This is a genomic window from Achromobacter sp. 1012554356, assembly GCF_059760815.1.
In genome coordinates this window covers 1-25018 of sequence record NZ_JCBANC010000053.1, presented here as the reverse complement: position 1 = coordinate 25018, position 25018 = coordinate 1, and the positions used below count along the sequence as shown (strand labels likewise).

The 25018-nt window shown below is 64.0% G+C and carries 24 protein-coding genes; 20 read left to right on the top strand and 4 right to left on the bottom strand.

What is annotated here, in order from left to right; genetic code table 11:
- Genes tssK through AC6LJW_RS22805 form a run of 6 tightly spaced genes read left to right on the top strand, consistent with a single transcriptional unit; the run spans nucleotide 1 to nucleotide 7818 of the window.
- Entirely contained in the window at nucleotides 1–1338 is a 1338-nt protein-coding gene (tssK, locus tag AC6LJW_RS22830) for a type VI secretion system baseplate subunit TssK (RefSeq protein ID WP_498088324.1), read from the top strand.
- A 1-nt stretch (nucleotide 1339) separates the two neighbouring features.
- Nucleotides 1340–2215, top strand: coding sequence for a type IVB secretion system protein IcmH/DotU (gene icmH / locus AC6LJW_RS22825; protein WP_498088323.1), 876 nt, complete (start codon nucleotides 1340–1342; stop codon nucleotides 2213–2215).
- A gap of 32 nt (nucleotides 2216–2247) precedes the next feature.
- Nucleotides 2248–4374: a type VI secretion system Vgr family protein gene (locus tag AC6LJW_RS22820; RefSeq protein ID WP_498088322.1), complete on the top strand. Its 2127-nt coding sequence runs from the start codon at nucleotides 2248–2250 to the stop codon at nucleotides 4372–4374.
- The gene (locus tag AC6LJW_RS22815; RefSeq protein WP_498088321.1) at nucleotides 4371–5099 is read left to right on the top strand and encodes a DUF4123 domain-containing protein; all 729 of its coding nucleotides are present in this window, start codon (nucleotides 4371–4373) and stop codon (nucleotides 5097–5099) included. The genes AC6LJW_RS22820 and AC6LJW_RS22815 overlap by 4 nt, the downstream gene beginning before the upstream one ends.
- Nucleotides 5068–6951, top strand: coding sequence for a T6SS effector BTH_I2691 family protein (locus AC6LJW_RS22810; RefSeq protein WP_498088320.1), 1884 nt, complete (start codon nucleotides 5068–5070; stop codon nucleotides 6949–6951). Before AC6LJW_RS22815 ends, AC6LJW_RS22810 begins: the two co-directional genes overlap by 32 nt.
- Nucleotides 6952–6954: 3 nt before the next feature.
- Complete coding sequence (locus AC6LJW_RS22805) at nucleotides 6955–7818, top strand: DUF6708 domain-containing protein (protein ID WP_498088319.1); 864 nt, start codon at nucleotides 6955–6957, stop codon at nucleotides 7816–7818.
- Nucleotides 7819–7874: 56 nt separating this feature from the next.
- On the opposite strand, the gene AC6LJW_RS22800 is transcribed toward AC6LJW_RS22805, so the two are convergent.
- Together AC6LJW_RS22800 and AC6LJW_RS22795 are read right to left on the bottom strand one after the other, a co-directional pair.
- Nucleotides 7875–8429 carry a hypothetical protein gene (locus AC6LJW_RS22800; protein ID WP_498088318.1) on the bottom strand — a complete coding sequence of 185 codons (555 nt, stop codon included), beginning with the start codon at nucleotides 8427–8429 and terminating at the stop codon, nucleotides 7875–7877.
- The gene (locus AC6LJW_RS22795; protein WP_056559673.1) at nucleotides 8426–9361 is read right to left on the bottom strand and encodes a LysR family transcriptional regulator; all 936 of its coding nucleotides are present in this window, start codon (nucleotides 9359–9361) and stop codon (nucleotides 8426–8428) included. The genes AC6LJW_RS22800 and AC6LJW_RS22795 overlap by 4 nt, the downstream gene beginning before the upstream one ends.
- Before the next feature lie 184 nt (nucleotides 9362–9545).
- Here AC6LJW_RS22795 and gtdA point away from each other — a divergent pair, with 184 nt between their 5' ends.
- The 12 genes from gtdA to AC6LJW_RS22735 all read left to right on the top strand — a co-directional run bounded on the left by gtdA (nucleotide 9546) and on the right by AC6LJW_RS22735 (nucleotide 20863).
- The gene (gene gtdA, locus AC6LJW_RS22790; RefSeq protein WP_498088317.1) at nucleotides 9546–10613 is read left to right on the top strand and encodes a gentisate 1,2-dioxygenase; all 1068 of its coding nucleotides are present in this window, start codon (nucleotides 9546–9548) and stop codon (nucleotides 10611–10613) included.
- Between the two features lie 52 nt (nucleotides 10614–10665).
- Nucleotides 10666–11364, top strand: a complete 699-nt coding sequence (locus AC6LJW_RS22785; RefSeq protein WP_056559681.1) for a fumarylacetoacetate hydrolase family protein — start codon at nucleotides 10666–10668, stop codon at nucleotides 11362–11364.
- A 15-nt stretch (nucleotides 11365–11379) separates the two neighbouring features.
- Nucleotides 11380–12018, top strand: coding sequence for a maleylacetoacetate isomerase (gene maiA / locus AC6LJW_RS22780; RefSeq protein ID WP_056559684.1), 639 nt, complete (start codon nucleotides 11380–11382; stop codon nucleotides 12016–12018).
- The gene (locus AC6LJW_RS22775) at nucleotides 12015–12395 is read left to right on the top strand and encodes a chorismate mutase (protein ID WP_056559687.1); all 381 of its coding nucleotides are present in this window, start codon (nucleotides 12015–12017) and stop codon (nucleotides 12393–12395) included. The genes maiA and AC6LJW_RS22775 overlap by 4 nt, the downstream gene beginning before the upstream one ends.
- The gene (locus tag AC6LJW_RS22770; protein ID WP_498088316.1) at nucleotides 12388–13401 is read left to right on the top strand and encodes a Bug family tripartite tricarboxylate transporter substrate binding protein; all 1014 of its coding nucleotides are present in this window, start codon (nucleotides 12388–12390) and stop codon (nucleotides 13399–13401) included. Before AC6LJW_RS22775 ends, AC6LJW_RS22770 begins: the two co-directional genes overlap by 8 nt.
- Before the next feature lie 63 nt (nucleotides 13402–13464).
- Nucleotides 13465–14817, top strand: a complete 1353-nt coding sequence (locus tag AC6LJW_RS22765; RefSeq protein WP_498088315.1) for an FAD-dependent oxidoreductase — start codon at nucleotides 13465–13467, stop codon at nucleotides 14815–14817.
- Nucleotides 14818–14834: 17 nt separating this feature from the next.
- Nucleotides 14835–16058, top strand: coding sequence for a 3-hydroxybenzoate 6-monooxygenase (locus tag AC6LJW_RS22760; protein WP_498088314.1), 1224 nt, complete (start codon nucleotides 14835–14837; stop codon nucleotides 16056–16058).
- 97 nt (nucleotides 16059–16155) lie between these two features.
- A complete protein-coding gene (locus tag AC6LJW_RS22755) occupies nucleotides 16156–17334 on the top strand; it encodes an ABC transporter substrate-binding protein (RefSeq protein ID WP_498088312.1) in 1179 nt (392 codons plus the stop codon).
- A 79-nt stretch (nucleotides 17335–17413) separates the two neighbouring features.
- Entirely contained in the window at nucleotides 17414–18328 is a 915-nt protein-coding gene (locus AC6LJW_RS22750) for a branched-chain amino acid ABC transporter permease (protein ID WP_082578766.1), read from the top strand.
- A 134-nt stretch (nucleotides 18329–18462) separates the two neighbouring features.
- Nucleotides 18463–19425, top strand: coding sequence for a branched-chain amino acid ABC transporter permease (locus AC6LJW_RS22745; protein ID WP_498088337.1), 963 nt, complete (start codon nucleotides 18463–18465; stop codon nucleotides 19423–19425).
- Nucleotides 19422–20171, top strand: a complete 750-nt coding sequence (locus AC6LJW_RS22740) for an ABC transporter ATP-binding protein (RefSeq protein WP_056559703.1) — start codon at nucleotides 19422–19424, stop codon at nucleotides 20169–20171. The genes AC6LJW_RS22745 and AC6LJW_RS22740 overlap by 4 nt, the downstream gene beginning before the upstream one ends.
- The gene (locus AC6LJW_RS22735; protein WP_427984251.1) at nucleotides 20171–20863 is read left to right on the top strand and encodes an ABC transporter ATP-binding protein; all 693 of its coding nucleotides are present in this window, start codon (nucleotides 20171–20173) and stop codon (nucleotides 20861–20863) included. Before AC6LJW_RS22740 ends, AC6LJW_RS22735 begins: the two co-directional genes overlap by 1 nt.
- 10 nt (nucleotides 20864–20873) lie before the next feature.
- On the opposite strand, the gene AC6LJW_RS22730 is transcribed toward AC6LJW_RS22735, so the two are convergent.
- Nucleotides 20874–21236 carry a glyoxalase superfamily protein gene (locus AC6LJW_RS22730; protein ID WP_427984252.1) on the bottom strand — a complete coding sequence of 121 codons (363 nt, stop codon included), beginning with the start codon at nucleotides 21234–21236 and terminating at the stop codon, nucleotides 20874–20876.
- A 52-nt stretch (nucleotides 21237–21288) separates the two neighbouring features.
- Between AC6LJW_RS22730 and AC6LJW_RS22725 the strand changes: the two genes are divergently transcribed.
- On the top strand, nucleotides 21289–21648 hold the full coding sequence (locus tag AC6LJW_RS22725) for a hypothetical protein (RefSeq protein ID WP_427984254.1): 360 nt from the start codon (nucleotides 21289–21291) through the stop codon (nucleotides 21646–21648).
- A gap of 44 nt (nucleotides 21649–21692) precedes the next feature.
- On the opposite strand, the gene AC6LJW_RS22720 is transcribed toward AC6LJW_RS22725, so the two are convergent.
- The gene (locus AC6LJW_RS22720) at nucleotides 21693–22688 is read right to left on the bottom strand and encodes a helix-turn-helix transcriptional regulator (RefSeq protein WP_235512012.1); all 996 of its coding nucleotides are present in this window, start codon (nucleotides 22686–22688) and stop codon (nucleotides 21693–21695) included.
- A 102-nt stretch (nucleotides 22689–22790) separates the two neighbouring features.
- Between AC6LJW_RS22720 and AC6LJW_RS22715 the strand changes: the two genes are divergently transcribed.
- Nucleotides 22791–24992: a TonB-dependent siderophore receptor gene (locus tag AC6LJW_RS22715; protein WP_498088311.1), complete on the top strand. Its 2202-nt coding sequence runs from the start codon at nucleotides 22791–22793 to the stop codon at nucleotides 24990–24992.
- Nucleotides 24993–25018 lie beyond the last annotated feature (26 nt).

Here is a 25018-nt window from a genome sequence, read left to right as displayed (position 1 = left end):
ATGACCAGCCGCAATCCCGTCGTTTGGGGCGAAGGGCAATTCGTCAAACCCCAGCATTTCCAGCAGACCGACCGATACCTTGAGCACTACATCAATGTGCGCATGGGCAGCCGGTACTGCTATGGATTTTCCGAACTGGAGCTGAATCAGGAGTTTCTGTCGTTCGGCAAGATCTCCATCGTGCGCGCCCGCGGCATCATGCCCGACGGCACCGCCTTCAACATTCCGCACGACCAGCCGCCACCCGAACCCCTGTCGATTCTTGACGCAACCGCCGCCAACCAGACGGTTTACCTGACCTTGCCGCTGCGTTCGGACGGAATTTCCGAGGTGCGTTGGCCCGATATGCTGGGGAACACGCGCTACATCCATCGCACCGAAGACATCCGCGATACCCATAGCCATCAAGGCAATCACACACCCATCGCCTTGGCCGTGCCCAACCTGCAACTGGCGCTGGACCGCGACGACCGCAGCGCCTTCACCGGCTTGGCGCTCAGCCGCATTCTTGATCGGCGCCCCGACGGCAGCCTGCTTCTGGACAGCGACTTTCACATCACGGGCATGTATTTGCAGGCCATCCGTCCGCTGGCGCATTTCATGGAAGAAATCGCCGCGCTGATGCACGAGCGCGCGAAAAGCATCGCTCACCGGATCGGGTCTCCTGGCCAATCCGGGGTCGCGGACATCACCGACTTCAACCTGTTGCAGGCGCTGAACCGATGGCAACACCTGTTCCGCCATCTGGCCCGTGATGCGGATGTGCGTCCGGTCGATGCGTATCTGGCCTGCGGTCAGGCGTGCGGCGAACTCACCACCTTCACCGACGAGGGCCGGTTGCCGCAGGACTACCCCGCCTATCAGCACGACTCGCCGCAGACCTCGTTCCGCATGCTGAAGGAGACGCTGCGCCGCGTGCTCAGCACCGTGTTGCAGCCACGCGCCGTGTCGCTGCCCTTGGACATGCAGGGTCACGGCGTGTACACCGCGCAGATCCACGACCCCAGCTTGTTGCAGAGCGCCGACTTCATCCTGGCGGTCCGCGCGCGCATGCCCTTGGAACAGATGCGGCAACAGTTCGTGCGTCAGGCCAAGGTGGCGTCGCATCAGCTGCTGCAGGAGCTGATCCGCCTGCAATTGCCGGGGGTTCCGTTGATGACGTTACCCGTCGCACCCCGCCATCTGCCGTTCCATGCCGGTTTCACCTACTTCCAGCTCGACCGGTCGCATCCCCATTGGCAGCGCTTGATGCCACAAGGGTCAACCGGCTTCGGCTTCCACATCACCGGCGACTTCCCAGAGCTGGACTTGCAGTTCTGGGCCATTCGGAGTCAATGAGATGAGCCAAACCGTGTTGGTCGGCAACGACCGTATCGACAATCCTTCCAAGCGTTCCGCCCTGCCCGCCGTGCCCGACGATTTCATGCGCGCGCCGCGCGAACCCGTTGTGCATGACCCCGAACGTGTCCTATACGACGGCGTCTTCCGCATCAACGCGGACGAGGACCTGCGGTTTCAATTGCGCGGTCATAGCATCAATCCGCTGGTAGACATCGCCCAGCCGCTCTTCGGCCTGGTGATGCGCCTTCGCCGCATGATGGACCTGCCGCAAGAAGATGTCAGCCGGCTCTACGAGAACGTCCGCGACCACATCACCGCTTTATCCGAAGAGGTGCGGCAGCTTGGCTACGACGGGGCGACGCAGTTGTCATTTCGCTACGCCTTGTGTGCGTTCATCGACGAGGCGGTGATGGCCACGCCGTGGGGTGTGGGATCGCGCTGGAAGGGCCGGTCACTGCTCAGCTACCACCACAACGAAACCTGGGGCGGCGAAAAGTTCTTCACGGTGTTGGCCCGAATGCAGATGGATGCAGCCAAATACCGTGATGCGCTTGAGTTCAAGTATCTGTGCCTGTGCCTGGGTTACCAGGGAAAGTATGGCCAGCAGCACAACAACAAGGACATGCTCAACGCCATCATCACCAAGCTTCACGAGCAATTGCGCCAACTGCGAGGAGACGCGCCAGAGCGGCTGGTGGACGCACCCGCGAACATAGCCCGGCTGCGCCGCAAGCTTCACCGGCAATGGCCGCTGTGGACCCCTTGGGCGGTGGCGGCGGTCGTTATTGTCGGCGCGTATATGTACTTCTCCCTGAAACTTGGCGCTGCCACACAGATGGTGCTGGATTCGCTAGAGAGCATTCTCAAGCAGTGACCCGACTCGCTACGAATTGAGATAAAGACATCATGCCCACGCAATCCGATCTGCGCTTTACGTTTTCCATTGGCGGCGAGTCCTTCGAAGTCGTTGAGTTCACGCTGCAGGAAGGGCTTTCCGAGACCTTCCTGCTTGACGTAGACCTTGCCAGCGCCAACGCCGCCATCGACTTCGGCACGGTGCTGGACCGGGCCGCCTTGCTCACGATCTGGCACGGCTCGGCGCCCGTGCGCTACGTGCACGGCGCCGTCTCGTCGTTCGTGCAAGGCGACACGGGGTTTCGCCGTACGCGCTACTCGGCCGTCGTCGAGCCGCGTCTGGCGCGTCTCAAGCTCAGTTCGGATTGGCGCATCTTTCAGGCGGTCACTGTTCCGCAGATCGCCGAGACTGTGCTCAAGGCGCATGGGCTTACCCAGGATTACGAGCAACGCAGCACTACCGAGCATCAGGCGCGTGAATACTGCGTGCAGGCCGGTGACACCGATTACCACTTCGTCGAGCGCATCATGCGCGAGGAAGGCTTCTTCTATTCCTTTCGCCATACCGCCGAGGGCCATCAATTGGTCCACAGCGACCGCCTGTTCATCCATGGCCGCGTCGGTGATGAACCGGTGCAGTACAACCCCACCCCCGGTGGCGACCAACCGCAGCCCGCATTGCGGCGATTCGCCTATATCGAAAACGTGCGCACTGCGCGCCAGACGCAGCGCGACTACACGTTCCACAATCCGCGATACACCCACCAGCACAGCCGCGACGGCCAGGACCTTGACCATCAAGGCCGCCGCTACGAGCGCTACGACTATCCGGCACGCGCCAAGTTCGACGAGGCCGGCAAGCCCTTCGCCGAGAACCGCCTGCGCGGGCACCGGCAGGATGCGCGCATCGCACGGGTCGAAGGCGATGACCCGCGCTTGCAGCCGGGCATTTCATTCACGCTGGCCGGTCATCCCCGCGAAGACATGAACCGCGGCTGGCGCCCGGTCCGCATCGTCCACCGCGGCACACAACACACCAGCCAAGCCGAGGAAAGCACGGAGGCCGCGCTGGGAACCCACTACCAGTACGAGGCTGAGCTGGTGCCGGACGACGCCGAATGGCGCGCCGAGCCGCTGTCCCGGCCACACATCGATGGACCGCAGAACGCCGTCGTCGTCGGCCCGCCCAATGAAGAAATCTATACCGATGAATATGGCCGCGTGAAGGTCCAGTTTCCGTGGGACCGCCTGGGCAAGCAGGATGAGTTCAGCTCCTGCTGGATCCGCGTCTCGCAGAACATCGCCGGGGCGACGTGGGGCCACATCGCCATCCCGCGTATTGGACAAGAGGTCATCGTCTCGCATTTCGACGGCGACCCCGACCAGCCCGTGATCACCGGCCGCGTCTACAACCGCCTGCAATTGCCGCCCTACGAACTGCCGCGCCACAAGACGCGGATGACGATCAAGAGCAAGACGCACAAGGGCGAGGGATACAACGAACTGCGCTTCGAGGACGAGAAGGACCAGGAGGAGATCTACGTCCACGCGCAGAAAGACCAGAACATCCACGTCAACAACGACGAAACCACGTTTGTGGGACATGACCGCAGCGAGCAGGTTGAAAACGATGAAACCATCACCATCGGCCACGACCGCAAGGAGACCGTTGGGAACGATGAGCAGGTGAACATCGGCCAGGACCGGCGGCACGACATCGGGCGAGATGACTTTTTAACAGTGGGGCGTAACCACACCATCTACACCACCAAGGACCGCACTGAAGAAGTGGGCAACAACCGCCGCGACAAGACTGCGGCGAATCATTGGGTGAATATCGGCGGACATCAGGAGCATACGGTCGAGGGGCATTCGGAACTGCAGGCGGGGCAAGCGATTCGGCAGCGCACGAAGGTTTATGAGGTGCAGGCGGCGGAGAGCCTGACCATCAAGGGGCCTGGCGGCACGATACGTATCGATGGGTCTGGAATCACGCTTGATGGGGTCGCTATTTTGATCAAGGGGCCGATGAGTCAGAAGGGGGGTGGCGCGAGCAACCCGTTTTCCATCCCGGGTGAACCCGCGATCGGCAAGCCCATCGATCGCCTATGCGGACGCCGTCCGGACGGCACCTGCCCGTTGGAGGATTGCCGCTGCATCGGGGGGCTTGCGCGATGACTCTGCCCAAAGCGCCGCGTTGGGTCACATCCCTGGGCAAGGACATCACGCAGAACGCACTTGCCCGCACGCCATTTCGGTATCTGTTGCTGATGACGGTGCCATTACAAAACTGGGCCTACCGCCCTGTCCCGCAAGAGGGCGAATATCGCCCGGCGTATGCGCCGGGAGCATTGGATATGGTGAAGGAGTTCGATCCCCTGCCCTGGCATGCCTGGGTCTGGCAAGGCACGTCACTGGATGAACAGTTTGACCGTGGCCCGCTGCTGGTTGACGCAACGAACCAGCCTGGGCTGATGAATCAGGCGCTCACACACTGGGCGCCCGCGGGCGGCGCGATTGTCATCGGTTCGGCGGCCGATCTCGGCGCTCTGTCGGCACACCTCAGGGGTCTGGTGCAACTTGACCTGCCTTGTGAGGGCGAAGCCACCCTCAACGTCCAGCCGCATCACCTTGCCGCCTGGCTGGAGGCGTTGGACAACGACCAGCGGGATGCGTGGCTCGGCCCGATCAGCGCCTTGCTTTGGCGCGCCAGTTGGGGTCCAGTTCACGACTGGCGCCGCGTGGACCGGGAGGTCTCCGGATATGTTGGCGGTAAGACGGATGTGCTGATGCTGCGCCCTCACGAACTTGAACGCTTCGACGCCAACACAAGAGAGCACTTTGTGCTTAGGAAAGCGTCTCGACAAGGCCATGTACCAGCGGTTCCTGGCCGAGCGCGATGAGGTGGAGAGCCGACTGGGACATCTCCACGCCATCGTGGCCAAGGCCAGCGAAGATCATGATCAGTGGCTTGCCACTGCCGAAAACGCACATGAGAACGATCCGAACAGCCTGGCGGTGGCTCTGACCGCATACGATCGCAACAACCGAATATCAGCGATAGGGCTGGAAGTGTCCCTGTCCATGCTGATTCATCCCATGAGCCAATCGTTGCCCGGCACCGAGGACGACGACCCTCGTTTCATGCGGTTGAATGCGTGGCTCGACAAGGATGACAGCCCGATCTACACGGCGTTGGCGCCATTCAACCCCTTCAAGGAAAAAGCCGATGCGGTAGGGTCCTTGCTGGGCGCCGCGGATTACATCATTGAGGATCTGGCGGGACGCTTTCCCGCCACAGCGGGCGTCACGGACCTGACAGCACAAACGGTGACCACCGTGGTGCTTAAACGCATGCGCGGAAAGACCCGCTGGGATGCCAGCCGCACCCTGCGGCAGCAGGTACTTGCCGCCGCTGAAGAGGCCAACGCAAGCAAGGCCATGGGCTTGCTGAACGGTCGCTACCGTATCACCAACGAGGCTGTGCGCACGGATGCCTTTAGCAGAGAATTCGACAGGCTCATCAAGTCTGGCATGGCGAACGTCGAGGAGATAAAGAAGGTTCGAGTCCACGGCAGACGCACGGTGACCATCCAGGAAACTCTGACGCGGCGTGTGAAGCCGAATGTTGCATCGCTGCTCAACACGACGGGCGGAGGAGCGCTAAACGTTGGAATGCTCTGGTTCAACATCGTGAACATTAAGTCCGCCTACGCCTACATGCTGAGCGATCCGTCTTTCGAATACGCGGCTGGCTTCGCGTCCGCAATTTTCGGGTTGGCGGGCGCCGCAGCGGCGGTACTGGTCAGCGCGCGGGCCTCTCACAAGGTCATTATGTTGCGAGTCAGTGCGACTGCGCCCGGCTTCGCCTTTGGCAATGGATTTCTCCGCTTGATTAGCAGCAATCTGTTCACCCGACTGACGGGCTATCCGGCAATAGCGTTCGGATTGATCCCCGATTTATTCAAGGCACATCGGCAGCGAGCAAACGGCGACTGGGTCGCCGCAGCCCTGACGGCAACTGGCGGCCTTGCTGTCGTAGTCGGCTCGGCCGCGATTATGGAAGGAGCCCTTGCTATTGCTGGCCCCACCGCTGTTATCCCGCTAGCGGGTTGGGCAGCGGCAGCAATCGCACTGATTGGGGCAGGAATTCTCGCTGGCGGCTTGGCGCTACATTCCCAAGCGAAAGCTCGTGTCCATCGACCAATTGAGCTATGGGCTGCGCGAAGCATATTCGGAACGCTCGAAAACGACGGAGAGAAGCGAGAAAACATCACGTTGGACCAGCGCAAAAAGCTGCCCCCGTATTCCAGCGTGAGCGAGGAAATCAAGAGTTGGTATGCCGCTTTCTTTGCGCCGGCTTTATTAGATGAGGAACAAGCTCGAGCCTTTGGAGTACCTGGTGTAGACAGCCGTTGGCACGACGACACCGCATGGAGAATGCCCAACTGGGGAAAGATCACAACGAACTCCGTGCCTGAAGAACCGAGCGTAGCGGAATTTACGATTTTGCTGCCTGACTACGTCCTGGGACAAAGTGATTGGAAATACGAGCTTAGCGTATCGCTGTCCGATCAAAACAAAGTCTCTATCGCTGGCGAACCGACAATTCATATCGTCGAGAGAGGGCTGATCGCACATTTCAAGAATGACATGCGGACCTACTCGAACTTAATTTTGGATGTCATCTTTAAACCTAACGAAGGCCTCGACGAGGACGCCGAAGCCCCTGCGAAGTTTGTATTGGAGCGCTGAACGATGGCAATTACCTGGACCTATTCTCGAGAACGAAAAGCAGGCATCGTCCCGGCAATTCATGATCAGTTTGTCAGTGCTGATTGCAATGTATTGACGTTGCGAAACCCATGGATTGGCGATTCCGTTTTCATGGCAAAGATGTACACATCGCTGACTATGGTTCTCCTCTGCGTCAACACGTATATCTGGACAGGCTCAGAAATATTCGCATTTGAGCACCCACTTGATTACTACTTGGCTTTTATAGTGATCATCAGTTCTTTTGTCCTTGCCCCATTTCTTTGGTACCGAATTTTTTTGATCAAGCGCTTGACTAATTTCTACTTCAACCGAAAGCTCAAGAAAGTCATTTATCTGCGCAACAAGACCCTTATCCAGTTTGACTGGACGCAAACTGAGGGCGGCGTATTCGTGCGCAATGAATTTGGCGGCGCTGGATTTTCCACCAACTTCGCCCTCGCCTTCGGCCCCAAGCCTGCCGCCGATCAAGAAAAAGACCGCATCGTCCTCTGGGTCGACAGTAACAACAGCAGTGATCCAGACCCAAGATACGTCGCGCAGGTGTGGGGGTACATCCGGCAGTTCATGGAAGAAGGCCCCGACAGGTTGCCCCCTCCAGGCGAGCCCAACTGGTGGTATGCCCCGCTTCACCGTATCTGCATGACCCCAGCCGAAGCCTGGCGCCACTACGCGCCTTGGCGCACGGGCGAACCGGGCGAGCTGCAAGGCAAGAAGAACTGGCTGTTGCCCATGTGGCTCGTGCTCTTTCCCTACAACCTGTTCTCCGCGTTGTGCTGGTACGCGGTGTGCCGAGTCTTCAACGTGCGCGGTGCGCCGCCACCGCCGGAAGCGCTTGGGCGCTAGGACATGCCGCGCGTTGCGCGGCGCCTTTCAAGCGCTACACAGACGACGCGTGATCGTTATCCCCTCCGAGCCAAACACCGCAACGCCACCCGATACCCCACAAACACATAAAACCCCGAAGAATTCATCACCAGCCAGGCCCCCAGCCCGCCAAGCACCGCGACCACGGGTCCCACGGCCCTGACGTCGCCCTGCGTCCAGGCGATCCCGCCAAAGCTCCCCACAACAATCAACCCGATACAGACCCGCTTCAGCAGCACCACGCCCTGCACTCGCCCGGCCATCATCAGCACCATCCCGATCGACAGCGCGAGCGCGGTTCCCGCGCACACCGCCACCAGCGCAAACGCCGCCATTGCTGGCCCCACGAATCGCAGCAGCAGGCTCAGCAGCTCGATGCCGACGCCCAATCCGCCCGCCATCACCAGCACGGATAGCACCAGCGGCGACCAGGTTCCGGGCGGCGCGCGGCCTTCTTCCGCTTCCATTTCCGCCACGAACCGGTGCATCGACGCGGCCGTCCCCGGGTCCTTGCCTGCGGTCAGCGCCGCCTCCAGCCTCTGGCACTGTTCGATCAGGGCATTCAGGCCGGAGGCGGGCGCGGGTGTCATAGCCGGGTTACTCCCGGCGCGTGCTCGGCCACGGTGTTTCGTAGCGCCGCCATCGCCTCCTCGACCGCCACCGGCCGGAATGCATCCTCGCGCCAGTACATCGCCACCGAGCCGAACCCTGACAGCCGGACGGGGATGATGCGCATTGCGCGCATCTGCGAGAACCGCAGCGCGGCGCGGTGTGACGCGACGCCGATCATGTCGCTGTTGTTGATGAGGGTCAGGTTGACCGTCACCGAGTTCGACTCCACGTGGTCGGGTGGCGGCGCCTGTCCCGCCGCGGCGAGCGCGGCGTCTACGGCGTTGCGGATGGGCGTGCCTTTGGGCCACAGAATCCAGCGATAGGACAGCAGATCCTGCCAGCTTGGCTGCTCCACCGCGAATAGCGGATGGCGGGGCCGCGCCACGAGGTGGATGGGCTCCAGATAAAGCGCCTCGAAGCGGATCGCCGGGTCGTGATGCTCGGGCGCCGAGCGCCCCACGACGATGTCCAGATCCCCTTGCGCCAGTTGCGCCAGCAGGCGATCCGTCGTGCCCTCCACCAGCTTGACCCGCGCCTGCGGCATGCGCTCAAGCAGCTTCATGACCGCCAGCGGCACGGTGTCGGACGCCGACGCGCCGGATGCCCCGATCACCACGCGTCCGCCGCCGCCCTCGCGCAGCGCGGCCATGTCGGCGCTGGCGCGATCCAGTTGCGATTCCACGCGCTGGGCATGTGCGATCAGCACGTCGCCGTGCGGCGTGGGGCGCAGGCCGCGCGCGTGGCGCTCGAAGAGCGGTAGTCCAATATCATCTTCCAGATCCTTCAGCCATTTCGACAGGCCCGGCTGCGTCGTGTTGAGCATGGCGGCCGAGTGGCTGATGTTGCGGGTCTGGGCCAGGCTGAGCAGCATCTTGAGATTGCGCAGCCGCAGGCGGTGGGTCCAGTCCATGCAGGCCCTCTTGGTGGGAGGTTTGTCTCGTATGTATATGGTTATTGGTATGGATAATAAGATAATTTCATTTCAAACCGCATAGCTCCTTCTCGCATAATCGTCTCCATATCAGGACCAGCCGCGAACTCACGCGGCGGCCGCCCGTAGAAGCCAGCATTAGCCGGACATACAGGAGACAACCATGCACGACGGTCAGCCCACCGGCGCGGATAGCGCTGCCACGGACCGCGCCCTCTATTACGCGCGCATCGCCAAGAAACACATGGCGCCCCTGTGGGAGTCGCTGCACAACCTGGTGCCGCGCCAGCCCGCGCCGCGCTGCGTGCCGGCCCTTTGGAAATACGACGACGTGCGCGACGACGTCATGGCGTCGGGGTCGCTGATCACGGCGGAAGAAGCCGTGCGCCGGGTGCTGATTCTGGAAAACCCAGGTCTGCCGGGCCAAGCCAGCATCACGCAGAGCCTGTACGCGGGCCTGCAGCTCATCCTGCCCGGCGAGATCGCGCCGAGCCATCGCCACACGCAGTCGGCCCTGCGCTTCATCGTGGAAGGCCGCGGCGCCTACACCGCCGTCAACGGCGAGCGCACGACGATGCACCCCGGCGACTTCATCATCACGCCGTCATGGACCTGGCATGACCACGGCAATGCGGAAACCGTCGAAGGCGGCGAACCGGTGGTCTGGCTGGATGGCCTGGATATTCCGCTACTGCGCTTTCTGGACGCGGGCTTTGCAGAGAACTACCCGTCCGCCACGCAGCCCGTCACGCGCCCCGAAGGCGACAGCATGGCGCGCTTTGGCCACAACATGGCGCCCGTGCGGCATCAGGTTTCCAGCGGCACGTCGCCGATCTTCAACTATCCCTACGAGCGCAGCCGCGAAGCGCTGGATGCGCTTTACCGGCACGGTGAACTCGACCCGTGGGACGGCGTGAAGCTGCGCTACCTGAACCCGGCCACGGGCGGCTATCCCATGCCCACGATGGCCACGTTCATGCAGTTTCTGCCGGCGGGCTTTCAGGGCAAGACCACACGCACGACCGACTCGACGGTCTACAGCGTCGTCGAGGGCCGGGGCACCGCGCGCATTGGCGACCAGGAATTTCATTTTGGCCCGCGCGATGTGTTCGTGGCGCCGTCCTGGATGCCGGTGCAACTTGCCGCGCTGGAAGACGCCACGCTCTTCAGTTATTCGGACCGCCCGGTGCAGGACGCGCTGGGCCTGTGGCGCGAAGAGCGCGTCGGCTGACCGCCGCGCGCTGTTGCCTTTCAAATTTCCCTCCGCCTTCAAAGGGTGATCCATGTCGTTTGTGTTTGCTCCCGCCGCGCCCGTAGCTGTGCCCATCGCCGGCAGCCAGGACAGTTTTCCCGTGCGACGCGTGTACTGCGTCGGCCGTAACTACGCCGCCCATGCGCGCGAGATGGGCTTTGACCCTGACCGCGAGCCGCCGTTCTTCTTCTGCAAGCCGGCCGACGCCGTGGTGCCGGTCGCCGAAGGCAGCACGCTCTCTCTGCCCTACCCGCCGGAAACGTCGAACCTGCATTACGAGATCGAGCTGGTCGCGGCCATCGGCAAGGGCGGCGCCAACATCGCCGTCGATGAGGCACTGCAACACGTGTGGGGGTATGCCGTCGGCCTGGACATGACGCGCCGCGATCTGCAGATGTCGATGCGCGAAGCGGGCCGGCCGTGGGAACTAGGCAAGGCTTTTGACCAGAGCGCGCCCATCGGCCCGCTCCATCCCGCGCAATCGGTCAAGGACATTGAAAAGGCCAACATCTGGCTGCAGGTCAACGGCGCCGACAAGCAGCGAAGCGACGTCGGCAAGCTGATCTGGTCCATCGCCGAGACCATTGCGTACCTCTCCAAATACTTCCGTCTGGAAGCCGGCGACCTGATTTACACCGGCACGCCCGAAGGCGTGGGGCCGGTGGTGCGCGGCGACAGGATGGTCGGCGGCGTGGACGGGCTGGGCACGCTGAGCGTGCAGATGGCTTAAGGCCGGGAGACTTGCATGCAACTTCACAACTTCTTCAACAGCTCCACCTCCTACCGCGTGCGCATCGCGCTTGCGCTCAAGGGCCTGTCCTACGAATACCTGCCCGTGAACCTGCGCAAGCAGGAGCAGCGGGCGCCGGACTACGTGGCGCGCAACCCGTCGGCCGGCGTGCCGTTGCTGGTCGATGGCGAGGAGGCGCTTTCGCAATCGCTTGCCATCATCGACTATCTGGACGCCACGCATCCGGAACCGCCACTGATCCCTGCCGGCACGCTGGCGCGCGCCCGCGTGCTGGAGCTGTCCCATGCGATCTCGTGCGACATCCATCCGGTCAACAACATGCGCATCCTGCGCTATCTGCAGGACGTGCTGGGCGCGACTGACGCGCAGAAGAACGCCTGGTATCACCACTGGATCCGTGAGGGCCTGACGGCGGTGGAGGCGCTGCTGGCGCGTCACGGACATGGCGCGTACTGCTTTGGCGACGCGCCCACGCTGGCGGACTGCTGCCTGGTGCCGCAGGTGGCCAATGCGCAGCGCATGGGCTGCGACCTGTCCGCCTATCCGCGCATTCTGCGCATCGTCGAACACTGCAATGCGCAACCCGCCTTCCAGCAGGCTGCGCCCGCGCAGCAACCGGACTACACCCAGTGAGCAAAGAACCCGACACCCATGGCGCGCCGCTGCGCGAGTACACCGATCCGGCCTATCGCCCGCTTTGCGCCAATCTGGCCGACGTGCGCGCCAACATCGACCGGCTGGACGACGAGATCGTGCGGCTGATCGCCGAGCGCGCGATGTACGTGAAAGACGCCGCGCGGTTCAAGCGCGACGCCTTTCAGGTCAGCGCGCCCGCGCGGCAGGCCCAGGTATTTGAAAAAGCCCGGGCGCTGGCCGAGCGCCACAACCGGGGCTTTGCCAATCTGGAGCAGGTTGTGGACGCCACGTATCGCGCGATGGTTGCCGCCTTCATCGCCAATGAACAGACCTACTTCGACACCATGAAGGACGTGGGAGACACGCATGCTTGAAGCTTCGACCTTGCAGCCGGGCCGCGCGGTTGCGCGCCGCCTGGCGGCACTAAGCGTCGCCGTGCTGGCGCCGCTGGCCGCGACGGCGACCGCGACCGCCGCCGACGTCTGGCCGGCGCAGCCGCTCAAGGCAGTCGTGCCATTCGGCCCGGGCTCCAGCCCTGATCAGGTGGCCCGCATCGTCAGCGAAAAGGCCGGCGCGATTCTGGGCCAGACCATCGTTGTGGAAAACAAACCGGGCGCCAGCGGCAACATCGGCACGTTCGCCATCGCCAACGCCAAGCCCGACGGCTACACCTTCGGTGTTTCGATCACCGGGCCGCTGGTGAACAACACGCTGCTGTTCGACAAGCTGCCGTATGCACCCGCCACGGACCTGGCGCCGCTGACGCTGGCGGTGCATCAGCCCAACGTGCTGGTGGTGCCCGCCGCTGCCGGCATCGGCAACGTCGAACAGCTGCTGGACGCGCTGAAAAAGAACCCGGACAAGTTCAACTTCCCGTCGCCGGGCGCGGGCACGGTGTCGCATCTGGCGGTCGAACTGCTACTGCAGCAGATCGGTGCGCGCGCCACGCATGTTCCCTACCCGTCGTCGCCGGCGGCGCTGACGTCGCTGCTGTCGGGCGACACGCAGTTTGCCGCGCTGCCGCCCATTGCGGTGATGCCCATGGTGAAGGATGGCCGGCTAAAGGCGCTGGCGGTGACGTCGTCCAAGCGGTCCGCGCTGCTACCCGACATTCCGACGCTGGCCGAAGTGGGTGTGCAGGGGATCGAAGGCTCGGCGTGGATCGGCTTCGTGGTGTCGTCCAAGGCACCGGCGGACGTGCAGAAGAAGCTGTCGGACGCGCTGATCCAGGCGATTCGCGATCCCGAGGTCGCGAAGCGGCTACAGGCGCAGTTCATGGATCCGGTGGGCGATACGCCCGCGCAATTCCGCGCCTACATGGATGACGAGTTGAAACGCTGGGAGCCCCTGATCAAGAAGCTGGGCATCAAGGGCCAGTAAGAAGGCCAAAGAGGGCCAATAAGGACGCCGCGCGCCGGCTGCAATGAAAGCAAGGAGAGTCAGATGGTCATCACCGAACCCGCCCGTCAGGTGCCGCTGTATGGCGAGTACGAGGTCGTCGTCCTGGGCGGCGGCCCAGCCGGCGTGCTGGCGGCCGCCAGCGCCGCGCGCAATGGCGCGAGCGTGCTGCTGGTGGAGCGATACGGTTTCCTGGGCGGCATGGGCACCGCCGCCGGCGTGTCCAACTTCTGCGGCTTGCACGCCAACATACACGGCGACATCCGGCAGGTGGTGCACGGCATGACCAATGACCTGCTGGACCGCATGCGCGCGATGGACGGACTGAACGATCCGCACCTGATCCTGGGCAAGATTCACGCGCAGGCCTACGACATCTCGGCCTTCAAGTGCGCGGCCGACGGCCTGGTGCAGGACAGCGGCGCGCAGGTGCTGTTCCATGCGCTGGCCACGGGTCTGACGCGCGACGAGCAGGGCCGCGTGGACGCGCTGTTCCTGGAAACCAAGTCCGGCCGCTGTGCCGTGCGGGCAAAGATCTTCATCGATTGCTCGGGCGACGCCGATATGGCGCAGTGGGGCGGCCTGCCGTTTGAAAAGGGCGACGCCCACGGCCACATGCTCTACCCCACGCTGATGTTCAAGGTGGGCAACGTCGACGGCGCGCGCGCGCAAGAGGCCTGGAAGACCATCCCCGCGCTGATGGACGAGGCCGCGGCCAGCGGCGAATTCACGTTTCCGCGCAAAGGCGCCATCGTTCGCCCGCAAAAGCACGATTACGAATGGCGCGTCAACGTCACGCAGCTGGCCAACGCGGACGGCAGCGCGGCCGACGGGACGGACGCGGATTCCTTGTCGGCAGGCGAGCTGGAAGGCCGCCGGCAGATCATGAACTACCTGGCGTTCCTGCGCGCCAAGGTGCCTGGCTTCGAACAGGCTTATGTGCTGGACATCGCCCCGCAGCTGGGCATCCGCGAGACGCGCCGCATCCTGGGCGAGGCCGTGCTGACGCAGGAGCATGTGCTGGGCTGCGCGGACTTTCCCGACAGCATCGGCGTGAACGGCTGGCCGCTGGAGATGCACATGGCAGGCGACGTGAAGTGGGTATGGCCGCCCATTCCCGAATCGCGTGGCTACAACCAGCTGCCGTTTCGCATGATGGTGCCGCGGCGCGGTGCGGGCGTGGCCAGCAATGTGCTGGTGGCCGGCCGCTGCGCGTCGATGACGCACGAGGGCCAGTCCGCGGCGCGCGTCAGCGGTAGCTGCTTCGTCATGGGCGAGGCCGCGGGGACCGCATCCGCGATGGCGCTACGCGACGGTATCGCGCCCGGCGACGTTTCCATCCCCGCGCTGCAGGCGCAATTGAAGCAACAGGGCGCCTTCCTGGGCGGCCACGACTGATCCCGCGAGATTCCGACATGACTAAGAACCAGGCTGCAAAGCCGAAGACGCAAACCGTGATCGTCGTGGGCGGCGGCATCGGCGGGCTGGCGGCCGCGCTGGCGTTGACGCGGCAGGGAATCGCCGTGCAATTGCTGGAGCAGGCGGCGCACATCGGCGAGATCGGCGCCGGCATCCAGCTCGGCCCCAATGCCTTCGCGGCGCTGGATGCGCTGGGCGTGGGCCGTACGGCGCGCGAGCGCGCAGTCTTCACCGACCACATCATCATGATGGATGCGGTGGACGCCAAGGAGGTCGTGCGCATCGACACCGGCGAGGCGTTCCGCGCGCGGTTTGGCGGCCCGTACGCGGTGATCCATCGCGCAGACATCCATCTGTCGATCCTGGAGGCCGTGCAGCGGGACCCGCTGATCCAGTTCCGCACGTCCACGCAGATCGCCAGCATGGCGCAGGACGATCACGGTGTGGAAGTCGTGGACACGCAAGGCAACCGGTACCGGGCCGATGCGGTGGTGGGCGCCGACGGCGTCAAGTCCGTGATCCGCGAGCGCATGGTGGGCGATCCGGCGCGCGTCACGGGCCACGTCGTCTACCGCGCTGTGGTTGACGAGGAGAACATGCCTCGTGAGCTGCGCATCAACGCCCCGGTGCTATGGGCCGGGCCGCATTGCCACCTGGTGCACTACCCGCTGCGCGGCGGGCAGCAATACAACCTGGTCGTCACCTTCCATAGCCGCGAACAGGAAGAATGGGGCGTGCGGGAAGGCAGCAAGGAAGAGGTGCTGTCGTACTTCCAGGGCATCCACCCCACGCCGCACCAGATGCTGGACAGACCAACTTCATGGAAGCGCTGGGCGACCGCCGATCGCGAACCCGTGGAACGTTGGGGCGAGGGCCGCGTCACGATCCTGGGCGACGCCGCCCATCCCATGACGCAATACATGGCGCAGGGCGCCTGCATGGCGCTGGAAGACGCCGTGACGCTGGGCGAGGCCATCAGGCAGTGCGAGCACGACCTGCCCGCCGCCTTCCGGTTGTACGAATCGGTCCGCATCCCGCGCACTGCGCGCGTGGTGTGGTCCACACGCGAAATGGGCAGGCTCTATCACGCGCGCGGCGTGGAACGCACCGTGCGCAACATGCTGTGGACGGGGCGCAGCCAGGCCCAGTTCCAGGACGCACTGCAGTGGCTATATGGGTGGAGGGTAGAAAACTGCCTGGCGGGAGGCATGCCGCAGTAATCGACGCAGCAATAGACGTCTCAGCAGACGCAACACGTAAAACGCCGATTGCCAAAGCGCATCCGGCATACAAGCATCAGTACAAGAGGAGACAACCATGCACAAAAGCACCATCCGCGGCGCGGCCGCCGTCATGCTGTCATTGGCCTCGTACGCGGCCAGCGCCCAGCAGAAACCCGTGGACATCGGATTCATCGGCACCCTGTCCACGCCCGCCGGCTACATCGGCGAAGACGAGCGCGATGCCTTCATGCTGGCCGTCAAGGAAGGCGGCGGCAAGCTGGGCGGCGTGCCGGTCAACGTGCGCGTCGAGGACGACGCGCTCAAGCCCGCGAACGCCAAGCAGATCGCCGACAAGATGGTGCAAGGCGGCGTGCGTCTGTTCACCGGCATCAATTTCTCGAACGTCATGGCCGCCGTCGGGCCTACCGTGCTCAACGCCGGCGCCTTCTACGTCAGCCTGAACGCCGGCCCGTCCAACTTCGCGGGCAAGGCCTGCAACCCCAATTATTTCTCGGTGGCGTTCCAGAACGACTCCTACGCCGACACCGCCGGCATGGCCGCCAACGAGCTGGGCGCCAAGCGCGTGGTCATCATGGCCCCGAACTACCAGGCGGGCCGCGACGCCATTGCCGGCTTCAAGCGCACGTACAAAGGCGAGATCGCCGACGAGATCTACACCAAGCTCGAGCAGGCCGACTTCTCGGTGGAGCTGGCGCGCATCCGCTCGCTCAATCCCGACGCCATCTTCCAGTTTCATCCGGGCGGTGCGGGCATCAACCTGACCAAGCAGTTCGCCAACTCGGGGCTGGCCGACAAGATCAAGATGATCACGCCCATCTACTCGATGGACGACCGCATGCTGGCGGCAACGGGCACCGCGGGCAAGGGCTTTTACCTGAGTTCGCTGTGGAGCGCTGACCTGGACAACCCGCAGAGCAAGCACTTCGTCGAGGCCTTCACCAAGGCCTACAACCGCCCGCCCACCGCCTACGCGGCCCAGGCCTACGACACAGCCAATCTGATCGGTTCCGCCTTGAAAGCCGTGAACGGCGACATCACCGGCAAACCCGACGACTTCCGCAATGCCCTGCGGCGCGCCGACTTTCCCAGCGTGCGCGGCAAGTTCAAGTTCGGATCGAACCAGCATCCGATTCAGGACTGGTATCTGCTGCACATTGAAGCGGGCCCCGACGGCAAGCTGGTCTACAAGAACCTGAAGGTGCTTGCGCGCGACCACACTGACGTGCACGCGGCGGACTGCAAGATGCCATGACGCGGCACAAGGTGCGCGGCGCCGGGCTCGCCGGCGCCGCGCGGCCTCGCCAAACAGGCTCTCCCAAGAAGGAGTCGTAATGCTGATGTTCCTGGAGCAGGTCCTGAACGGCCTGCAGTACAGCGCCTTGCTGTTTCTGTTGTCGGCGGGTTTGACGCTGGTTTTCGGCATCATGAACGTCATCAACTTGACGCACGGCTCGTTCTACATGGTGGGCGCGTTCTGCGCGGCCAGCGCGGCGGCCTCCACGGGCTCGTTCGCGGCCGCCCTGCTGGCCGCGCTCGCCGGCGCGGCGCTGTACGGACTGGTGATCGAACTGCTGGTCATCCGCCACCTTTACCGGCGCGACCACCTGGATCAGGTGCTGGCCACGCTGGGGCTAACCCTGTTCACCAATGAGCTGGTCACCGTGCTGTTCGGCCGCAGTCCGCCCTTCATGGATATCCCGCCCTTCCTGTCCGGGTCCGTCGCGCTCCTGCCCGGGTTGAACTATCCCATCATGCGGCTCGCCTTCATCGGCGCGGGCGCGCTGGTGGCGGTGGGCCTGTGGCTGCTGATCTCGCGCACACGGGTCGGCATGCTGGTGCGCGCTGGTGCAGACGATGGCGAAATGGTCGACGCGCTGGGCGTGAACATTCAGCGCCTCTTCACGCTGATCTTCACGCTGGGCGCCCTGCTCTGCGGCTTTGCTGGCGTCATGGCCGCGCCCCTGTTGGCGGTGGAGATCGGCATGGGCGAGCGCATCCTCATCACCACGTTCGTCGTCATCGTGGTGGGAGGCGTGGGCTCCGTGCGCGGCGCGCTGGTCGGGTCGCTGATGATCGGCATGACCGATGCGCTGGGGCGCGCCTACATCCCCTTCTGGATGTCGCGCCTGCTGCCGCCCGAGCTATCGGACTCCGCGAGTTCAAGCCTCGTGTCCGCCAGCATCTACATCCTGATGGCCATCGTGCTGCTGTTCAAGCCGCGCGGACTGGTGCCGGCCCAGCGATAGGAAAGATATTCATGACCAGATCAATTCCACCGTCTGCCGCAGTTGCCCCGGTGTCTGACACCCCTGACGCAAACGCCACATGCCACGACCGTGCATCGGGGGTGTCAGACACCTACACCGCAGGCGGACCGCGCCTGACCCGCGGCGTCATCGTCAACGCCATCGGGCTGCTGCTTTTCGTGCTGGTGCCGGCCATCGCGCAGGCCACGGGCGAGAGCTTTCTCGTCAACCTCATGACGCGCTTTCTCATCTACGCCATCGCGGCCGTCAGCCTGGACCTGATCCTGGGCTACGGCGCCATGGTCAGCTTCGGCCACGCCGCGTTCTTCGGTCTGGGCGGCTACGTCATCGGCATCGCCGCCTTTCACGTCAACCAGGGCGAGACGCTGTTCGGCTGGAGCGGCAGCAACGCCGCGCTCGTCATGTGGCCGCTTGCCATCGCCGTTGCCGCGCTGGCCGGACTGGTGGTGGGCTTTCTGTCGCTGCGCACCACCGGCGTGCAATTCATCATGATCACGCTCGCCTTCGGGCAGATGCTGTACTTCATCCTTGTCGGGCTGATGGTGTATGGCGGCGACGACGGCCTGTCCATCGATGCGCGCAACACGCTGCCCGGGCTGAACCTGAACGATCCAACCACCTTCTACTACGTGTGCCTGGCGCTCATGACCGTCTGGATCATCGTGTGCCGGCGCATCGTCAATTCGCCCTTCGGCATGGCGCTGCAAAGCATCAAGCAGAATCCCCGCCGCAGCATCGGACTGGGCTTGGCGCCGCTGCGCTACCGCCTTACGGCGTTCGTACTGTCAGCCGCCGGCACCGGACTTGCCGGCGCGCTGTGGGCCAACTACGCACTCTTTGTCAGCCCCGACATGTCGGCCTGGCAGAAGTCCGGCGAACTGATGGCAATGGTCATCCTGGGCGGCATGGGCTCGATCTTCGGCCCCGTGCTCGGCGTGGCCGTATACCTGGGCCTGGAGCAGGTTGCCACCGGCTGGACCGAACACTGGATGCTGATCCTGGGCCCCGTGCTGGTGCTGGTGGTGCTCTTCGGAAAACGCGGCGTGTACGGCTGGTTGGCGGGAGGTAAACAATGACGAGCCCCAAACTGGAAATCCGCGGCCTGCAGAAATCCTTTGGCGCGGTGCACGCCACCCAGGGCGTCGACCTGGCGGTCCGCCCCGGCGAACTGCACGCCCTCATCGGCCCCAACGGCGCGGGCAAGACCACCCTGCTCTCGCAGATCAGCGGTGAAATCCTGCCCGACGCCGGCAGCATCTGGCTCGACGGCGCCGACATCACCCGCATGCCCGCCCACCGGCGTCCGGCCGCAGGCCTGGCCCGGTCATTTCAGATCAGCCAGCTCTACCCAGACTTCACCGCCGAAGACAACGTCGCCATGGCAGTGCAGGCGCACAGCCCCGGCGGCTTCAACCTGTGGCGCAACGCGCGGCGCATGGCCCGGCTGCGCGAACCGGCGCGCGACGCGCTCGAACGCGTCGGTCTGGCCGGACGCGCCAGCGTGCGCGTGTCGGCGCTGGCGCACGGTGAGAAGCGCCAGCTGGAACTGGCCATGGCGCTGTCGCTGGACGCGTCCGTGCTGCTGCTGGACGAGCCCATGGCCGGCATGGGCGCCGAGGAATCGCAACGCATGACCGCGCTGCTCCAGACCCTGAAGGGCCGTTACGCCATCCTGCTGGTCGAACACGACATGGACGCCGTGTTCGCGCTGGCCGATCGCGTCACCGTGCTGGTTTACGGCAAAACCATTTTCACCGGCACGCCCGACGAGGTGCGCCGCCATCCCGACGTGCGCGCCGCCTACCTGGGCGAGGAGGACTGATGCTGCAAGTGAACCAACTGCTGGGCGGCTATGGCGCCAGCAAAGTGCTCTTCGGCGTCGACATGGATATCGCGCCCCGGCAGGTCGTCTCGCTGATCGGCCGCAACGGCATGGGCAAGACCACTACCGTCAAGACCTTGATGGGCATGCTGCCCGCGCAGGGCGGCGCCATCCTGCTCGACGGCAAGCCCATCACCGGCATGGCCCCGCACCGCATCGCGCAGCTAGGCATCGGCCTCGTTCCAGAAGGCCGCCGCGTGTTCGGGTCGTTGTCCGTCGAGGAAAACCTGGTCGCCACCGCCCGCAACACCCGCGCCGGCTGGCACGTCGGCCGCGTCTTCGACCTGTTCCCGCGCCTGAAGGAACGCCGCACCCAATCGGCCCGCACGCTTTCCGGCGGCGAACAGCAGATGCTGGCCGTCGGCCGCGCCCTGCTCATCAACCCGCGTCTGCTCATCCTGGACGAAGCCACCGAAGGCTTGGCGCCTTTGATCCGCCAGGAAATCTGGAACTGCCTGCGCCGCTTGAAGGAAGAAGGCCAGACCATTCTTGTAATCGACAAGAACCTCAAGGAAATGGCGACCCTGGTGGACCGGCACCACGTTCTGGAAAAGGGTCGCGTTGTCTGGCAAGGCAGCCCCGCCGAACTGGCCGCGCAGCCCGACCTGGCGCACCGCTATCTGGGGGTTTAGCCGCCAGCCGCTAGTCCTGCGATTCGCAAAAGCTCAGCCGATTGCCAAACGGATCGATCACCGCCATCACGCGCCCCCACGGCATCTCCTGGACGCCGGGCCGCATGTAGGCATACTTTCTGGCGCTGACTTCCGCGTGGAATTCATCCACGCCCTGCATCCGCACAAACACCGCCGACCCCGGCGTCGCATCGCCATGATGCTCGGACAGATGCAGCACCAGATCCCCGCGATGCACCTGCGCGTACAGCGGAAACCCCGCTTCGAAGCGATGCTCCCAATCCCAGGTGAACCCAAGAAAATCCAGGTAAAAGTCGCGCGCCTTTTCCACGGAGAAAATGCGCAGGATAGGAATGGCGGCTTGAAGGTGCATGGCGCGGCCTTGGTAGTATGCGAGGGATTCAGCATAGAACAGAAGCACCTACATGCCCATCGCCACCCAAGACTCCTGGAAGCACCTGCCTGCGCCGGCGCAGCGTGAACCGCTGCATTTTCAGGGGCGTTATACCGCCGACGAGTACGCCCGCTTGCAGCAAGGCTTCGTGCCGAAGGAAATGGAAGACAAATGGTTCATCTACCTGCACGACGGCTGGCTGCGTTTGCATCGGAGTTGGACCGGCAATTGGATTTATGCACTTCGGCTGGAGCAGGACGGCGATGCATGGACGGTGACCGATTCATGGGTGAACCGCGATCCGGAGCAATACCGGCTTACCGATGCGGAATATGACCGGGATTCGCTGCAAAGGATGTTGCAGTGGCTGATCGAGGGGCCGGCGGTTTGATGCGCATCGGTTGAACGACGTTTCCGCGGCGCACGTTCGGCGCCTTACCAGGCGCGTGGCGATGCGCCGTATCGCGCCTTGAAGATCTTGCTGAAATGACTGAGGCTTGAATACCCCAAGTCGCCGGCCACCTGCGTCACGCTCATGCCGCTGCGCAGCAGGTCCGAAGCGCGAACCAGCCGCGCGTCGCTCAGATAGGCGTGAACCGAACGGCCGACGTTTTCGCGCATCAATTCCTGAAGCCGTCTTTCTGACAAACCCACCGCCCGCGCGACACGCCCCGGCGGCCAATGTTCCGAGCAGCGTTCCCGCAGCAGACGGCAAGCTTGCTGCACCTGCTGACGCTCCTCTGCGGCGGGCCCCTTCAGCACTTCCGGCACTGAAAGCAATTCCACAAAGGCAGCCAGCATCTCGAGCGACTTGGCGCGATACCAGATCCGGCGCGCCTCGGGAGCCGTCGGCGCGTCGCGTGAAATATCGGTAGCCAACGTCAGCAGGCTGGCGGGCGCGTCCAGCGATGCCACCAACGATCCGTGGGTCGGCACGCTGACGTCTTGGCGAAACCGCCGGGTCAGCAGGGTGATGGGTGCCGAGTCGCCTGCACGTGCCAGGGCATCGGGGGTGTATCGGATATCCAGCATCCGGACGCGCCGCTTCGCGTAAAGGTGCGTGGTCCAGCCCACTGGCTGCTCGTGGTTGAAGAGCAGCGCCACGCCCCCGGACACTTTCAGTGGCTTGCCGCCGTCCAGCGCCAGCACTGCGTCGCCCTCCAGCCATACCTGCATGCCGAACACGGGTGCGCCCGGCGCCGGAATCGTCAGCGCAGCCGATGGGCAGCCGTCCAGCACCACCACGCTGACGCCTTCCTCGACGCGCACCACGCACTGGATAACGTTTTCCCAGTCCTGCGTCGCGGGCACCGTGGGAAGTGTGCCTCGCCACCATTCGTGAGGCTTGACTGGAGCGGTATACGGGTCGAGCGAGAGCACAGCGGGCATGGGTAACAAGCGCAATTGCGTTGAGTGCAGCAAAACCGTCAATTGGCGCCGCAAAATCGTCAGACATCCGGCGGCGCTTCTGGAATCATGCCGTCGCACAGGAATGATTCTTGTTAATTATAAATTGATCAGGTGGTAACCCCCGTGTTCTTCTCCGTCAAGCCGTTGCCGTTGGCATTGCTCGCAGCCTTTGCGGCGTCCGCGTCCGTCGGCGCGCAACCCGCTCCATCGGCGGCCGCCGGTGTTTCCACGCTGTCCCCGGTCGTGGTGCAAGGATCGAGCGATGCGTCGCCGACCTCCGGCGCCGACTTCGTCGCCACGCGCAGCCGGTCCGGCACCAAGTCGGACGCGGCCCTGATCGACACGCCCCAGACCATCAACGTCATCACCCGCAATGAAATGGACTGGCGCGGGGTGACCTCGCTGGCGCAGGCCGTCCGCTACACGCCGGGCATCTTCGCCCAGTACGGCGACAACGACGTGCGCTATGACTGGCTGACCATCCGCGGGTTCACCCCGGCGCGCTATCTGGATGGCCTGCTTCTGCCCTTCGGCGCGCGGGGATATGCGCAGCCGCGCATCGACACCTATGGCCTGGAACGGATAGAGATCCTGAAGGGACCGTCGTCTGGCCTCTACGGCCAGAGCGCCCCGGGCGGGCTGGTGAACATGACCAGCAAGCGTCCCACTGCCGAGCCGATCAATGAGGTCGTCCTGCAGGCGGGCAGCTTCAACCGGTACCAGGGATCGTTCGACTTTTCCGGGCCGGCTGACGACGAAGGCAAATTCCTGTATCGCCTGACCGGCACCTTGCGCGATAGCGACACGCAATACCAGCACGTCGACGATGAACGCCAGTTCATCGCGCCCAGCTTCACCTGGCACCCGTCATCTGACACCAGCCTGAATCTGAATGTGCAGTATCAGAAGATCACCAGCCACGGCGGCGGCGGCGCGCCCGTGCTGCCGGTCATCGGGACGCTGGAAAAGAGCAGCGCCGGCTACATTCCGCGAGACCGCTTCGTGGGCGAACCCGGCTACGACATCTTCACCAACGAGCAGACCATGGTGGGCTACACGCTGGACCACCGTCTGAACGACACCTGGAGCGTACGGCAAAGCGCCCGGTACACGAACGTTGACACCAACACCCGCCGCGTGCAGATCGGCGCGATGACGTCGGAAACCCAGGCGATCCGGTACGCCTGGGCCTTCCCCGAGACATCGCATGCGTTCCAGGTCGACAACCAGTTGAACGCCAAATTCACGGCCGGCCCCACACGCCACGACCTCACCTTCGGCCTGGATTACCTGAGGGAAAAGTCGCGCTACAACGAAAGCAGCCTGGGGCTGATGCTGCCGCCGGCTTCGCCGCTGTTCGACGTGTTCAACCCTGACTACGGAACGCCCGTGACGCGTCCGCCCACGGCCACCAAGATCAACATGACGCGCAACCAGTTGGGGGTGTACGCGCAGGACCAGATCGAACTTGACCGGCTGCTGTTCACGCTGGTGGGCCGTTACGACTGGACCGAAGGCACCACCGATACCGGCGCACGCGGCAGCGCCGGGCAGTGGGCGTGGACCTCGCGCGATGCCGACGCCAACCGCTTCACCGGCCGCCTCGGCGTCACGTATCGCTTTGACAACGGCCTGGCGCCCTATCTCAGCTATTCCACGTCTTTCCAGCCCGTGACGGGCGTGCTGCGCGACGGATCCCCGCTCAAGCCAACGACCGGTGAGCAGTATGAAGCCGGCATCAAGTTCCAGCCCAACGGCTACGCCAGCTTCGTGACGCTGTCGGCGTTCCAGATCAACCAGAACAACGTCAGCACGCCGGACCCGGTCAATACCAGCTTTGTCGTGCAGACCGGCCGGGTTCAGGTGCAGGGGCTGGAGCTGGAGGGCAAGGCCAGTTTCGAGAACGGCCTGGATCTGACGATGTCTTACGCGCTTAGCGACAGCGAGATCACCAAGAGCAACAATCCCGCGCAGCGCGGCAATCAGCTCAACTTCGTGCCGCGCCATCAGGCCGCCCTGTGGGCAGACTACACGCTGCGCGACGGCCCGTTGCAAGGCGTGGGCCTGGGCGCCGGCGTGACGTACCGCGGCGGATTCTATGGCGATCTGAACAACAACTACGCCATTCCGGCCGTGACGTTGGTCGATGCGGCGATCCGCTACGACCTGGGTCGCGCCAGCCCGGCTCTCGCCGGCGCGCAGGTCGCGTTGAACGTGTCCAATCTGTTCGACAAGCGTTACGTGGCCAACTGCCTGGGCACGGCCGTGAGCTGCTATTGGGGTGCGGAGCGCACGGTGATGGCGACGTTGCGGTATCGCTGGTAAAGGCCGCGAGCCACGGTGTGGCTCGC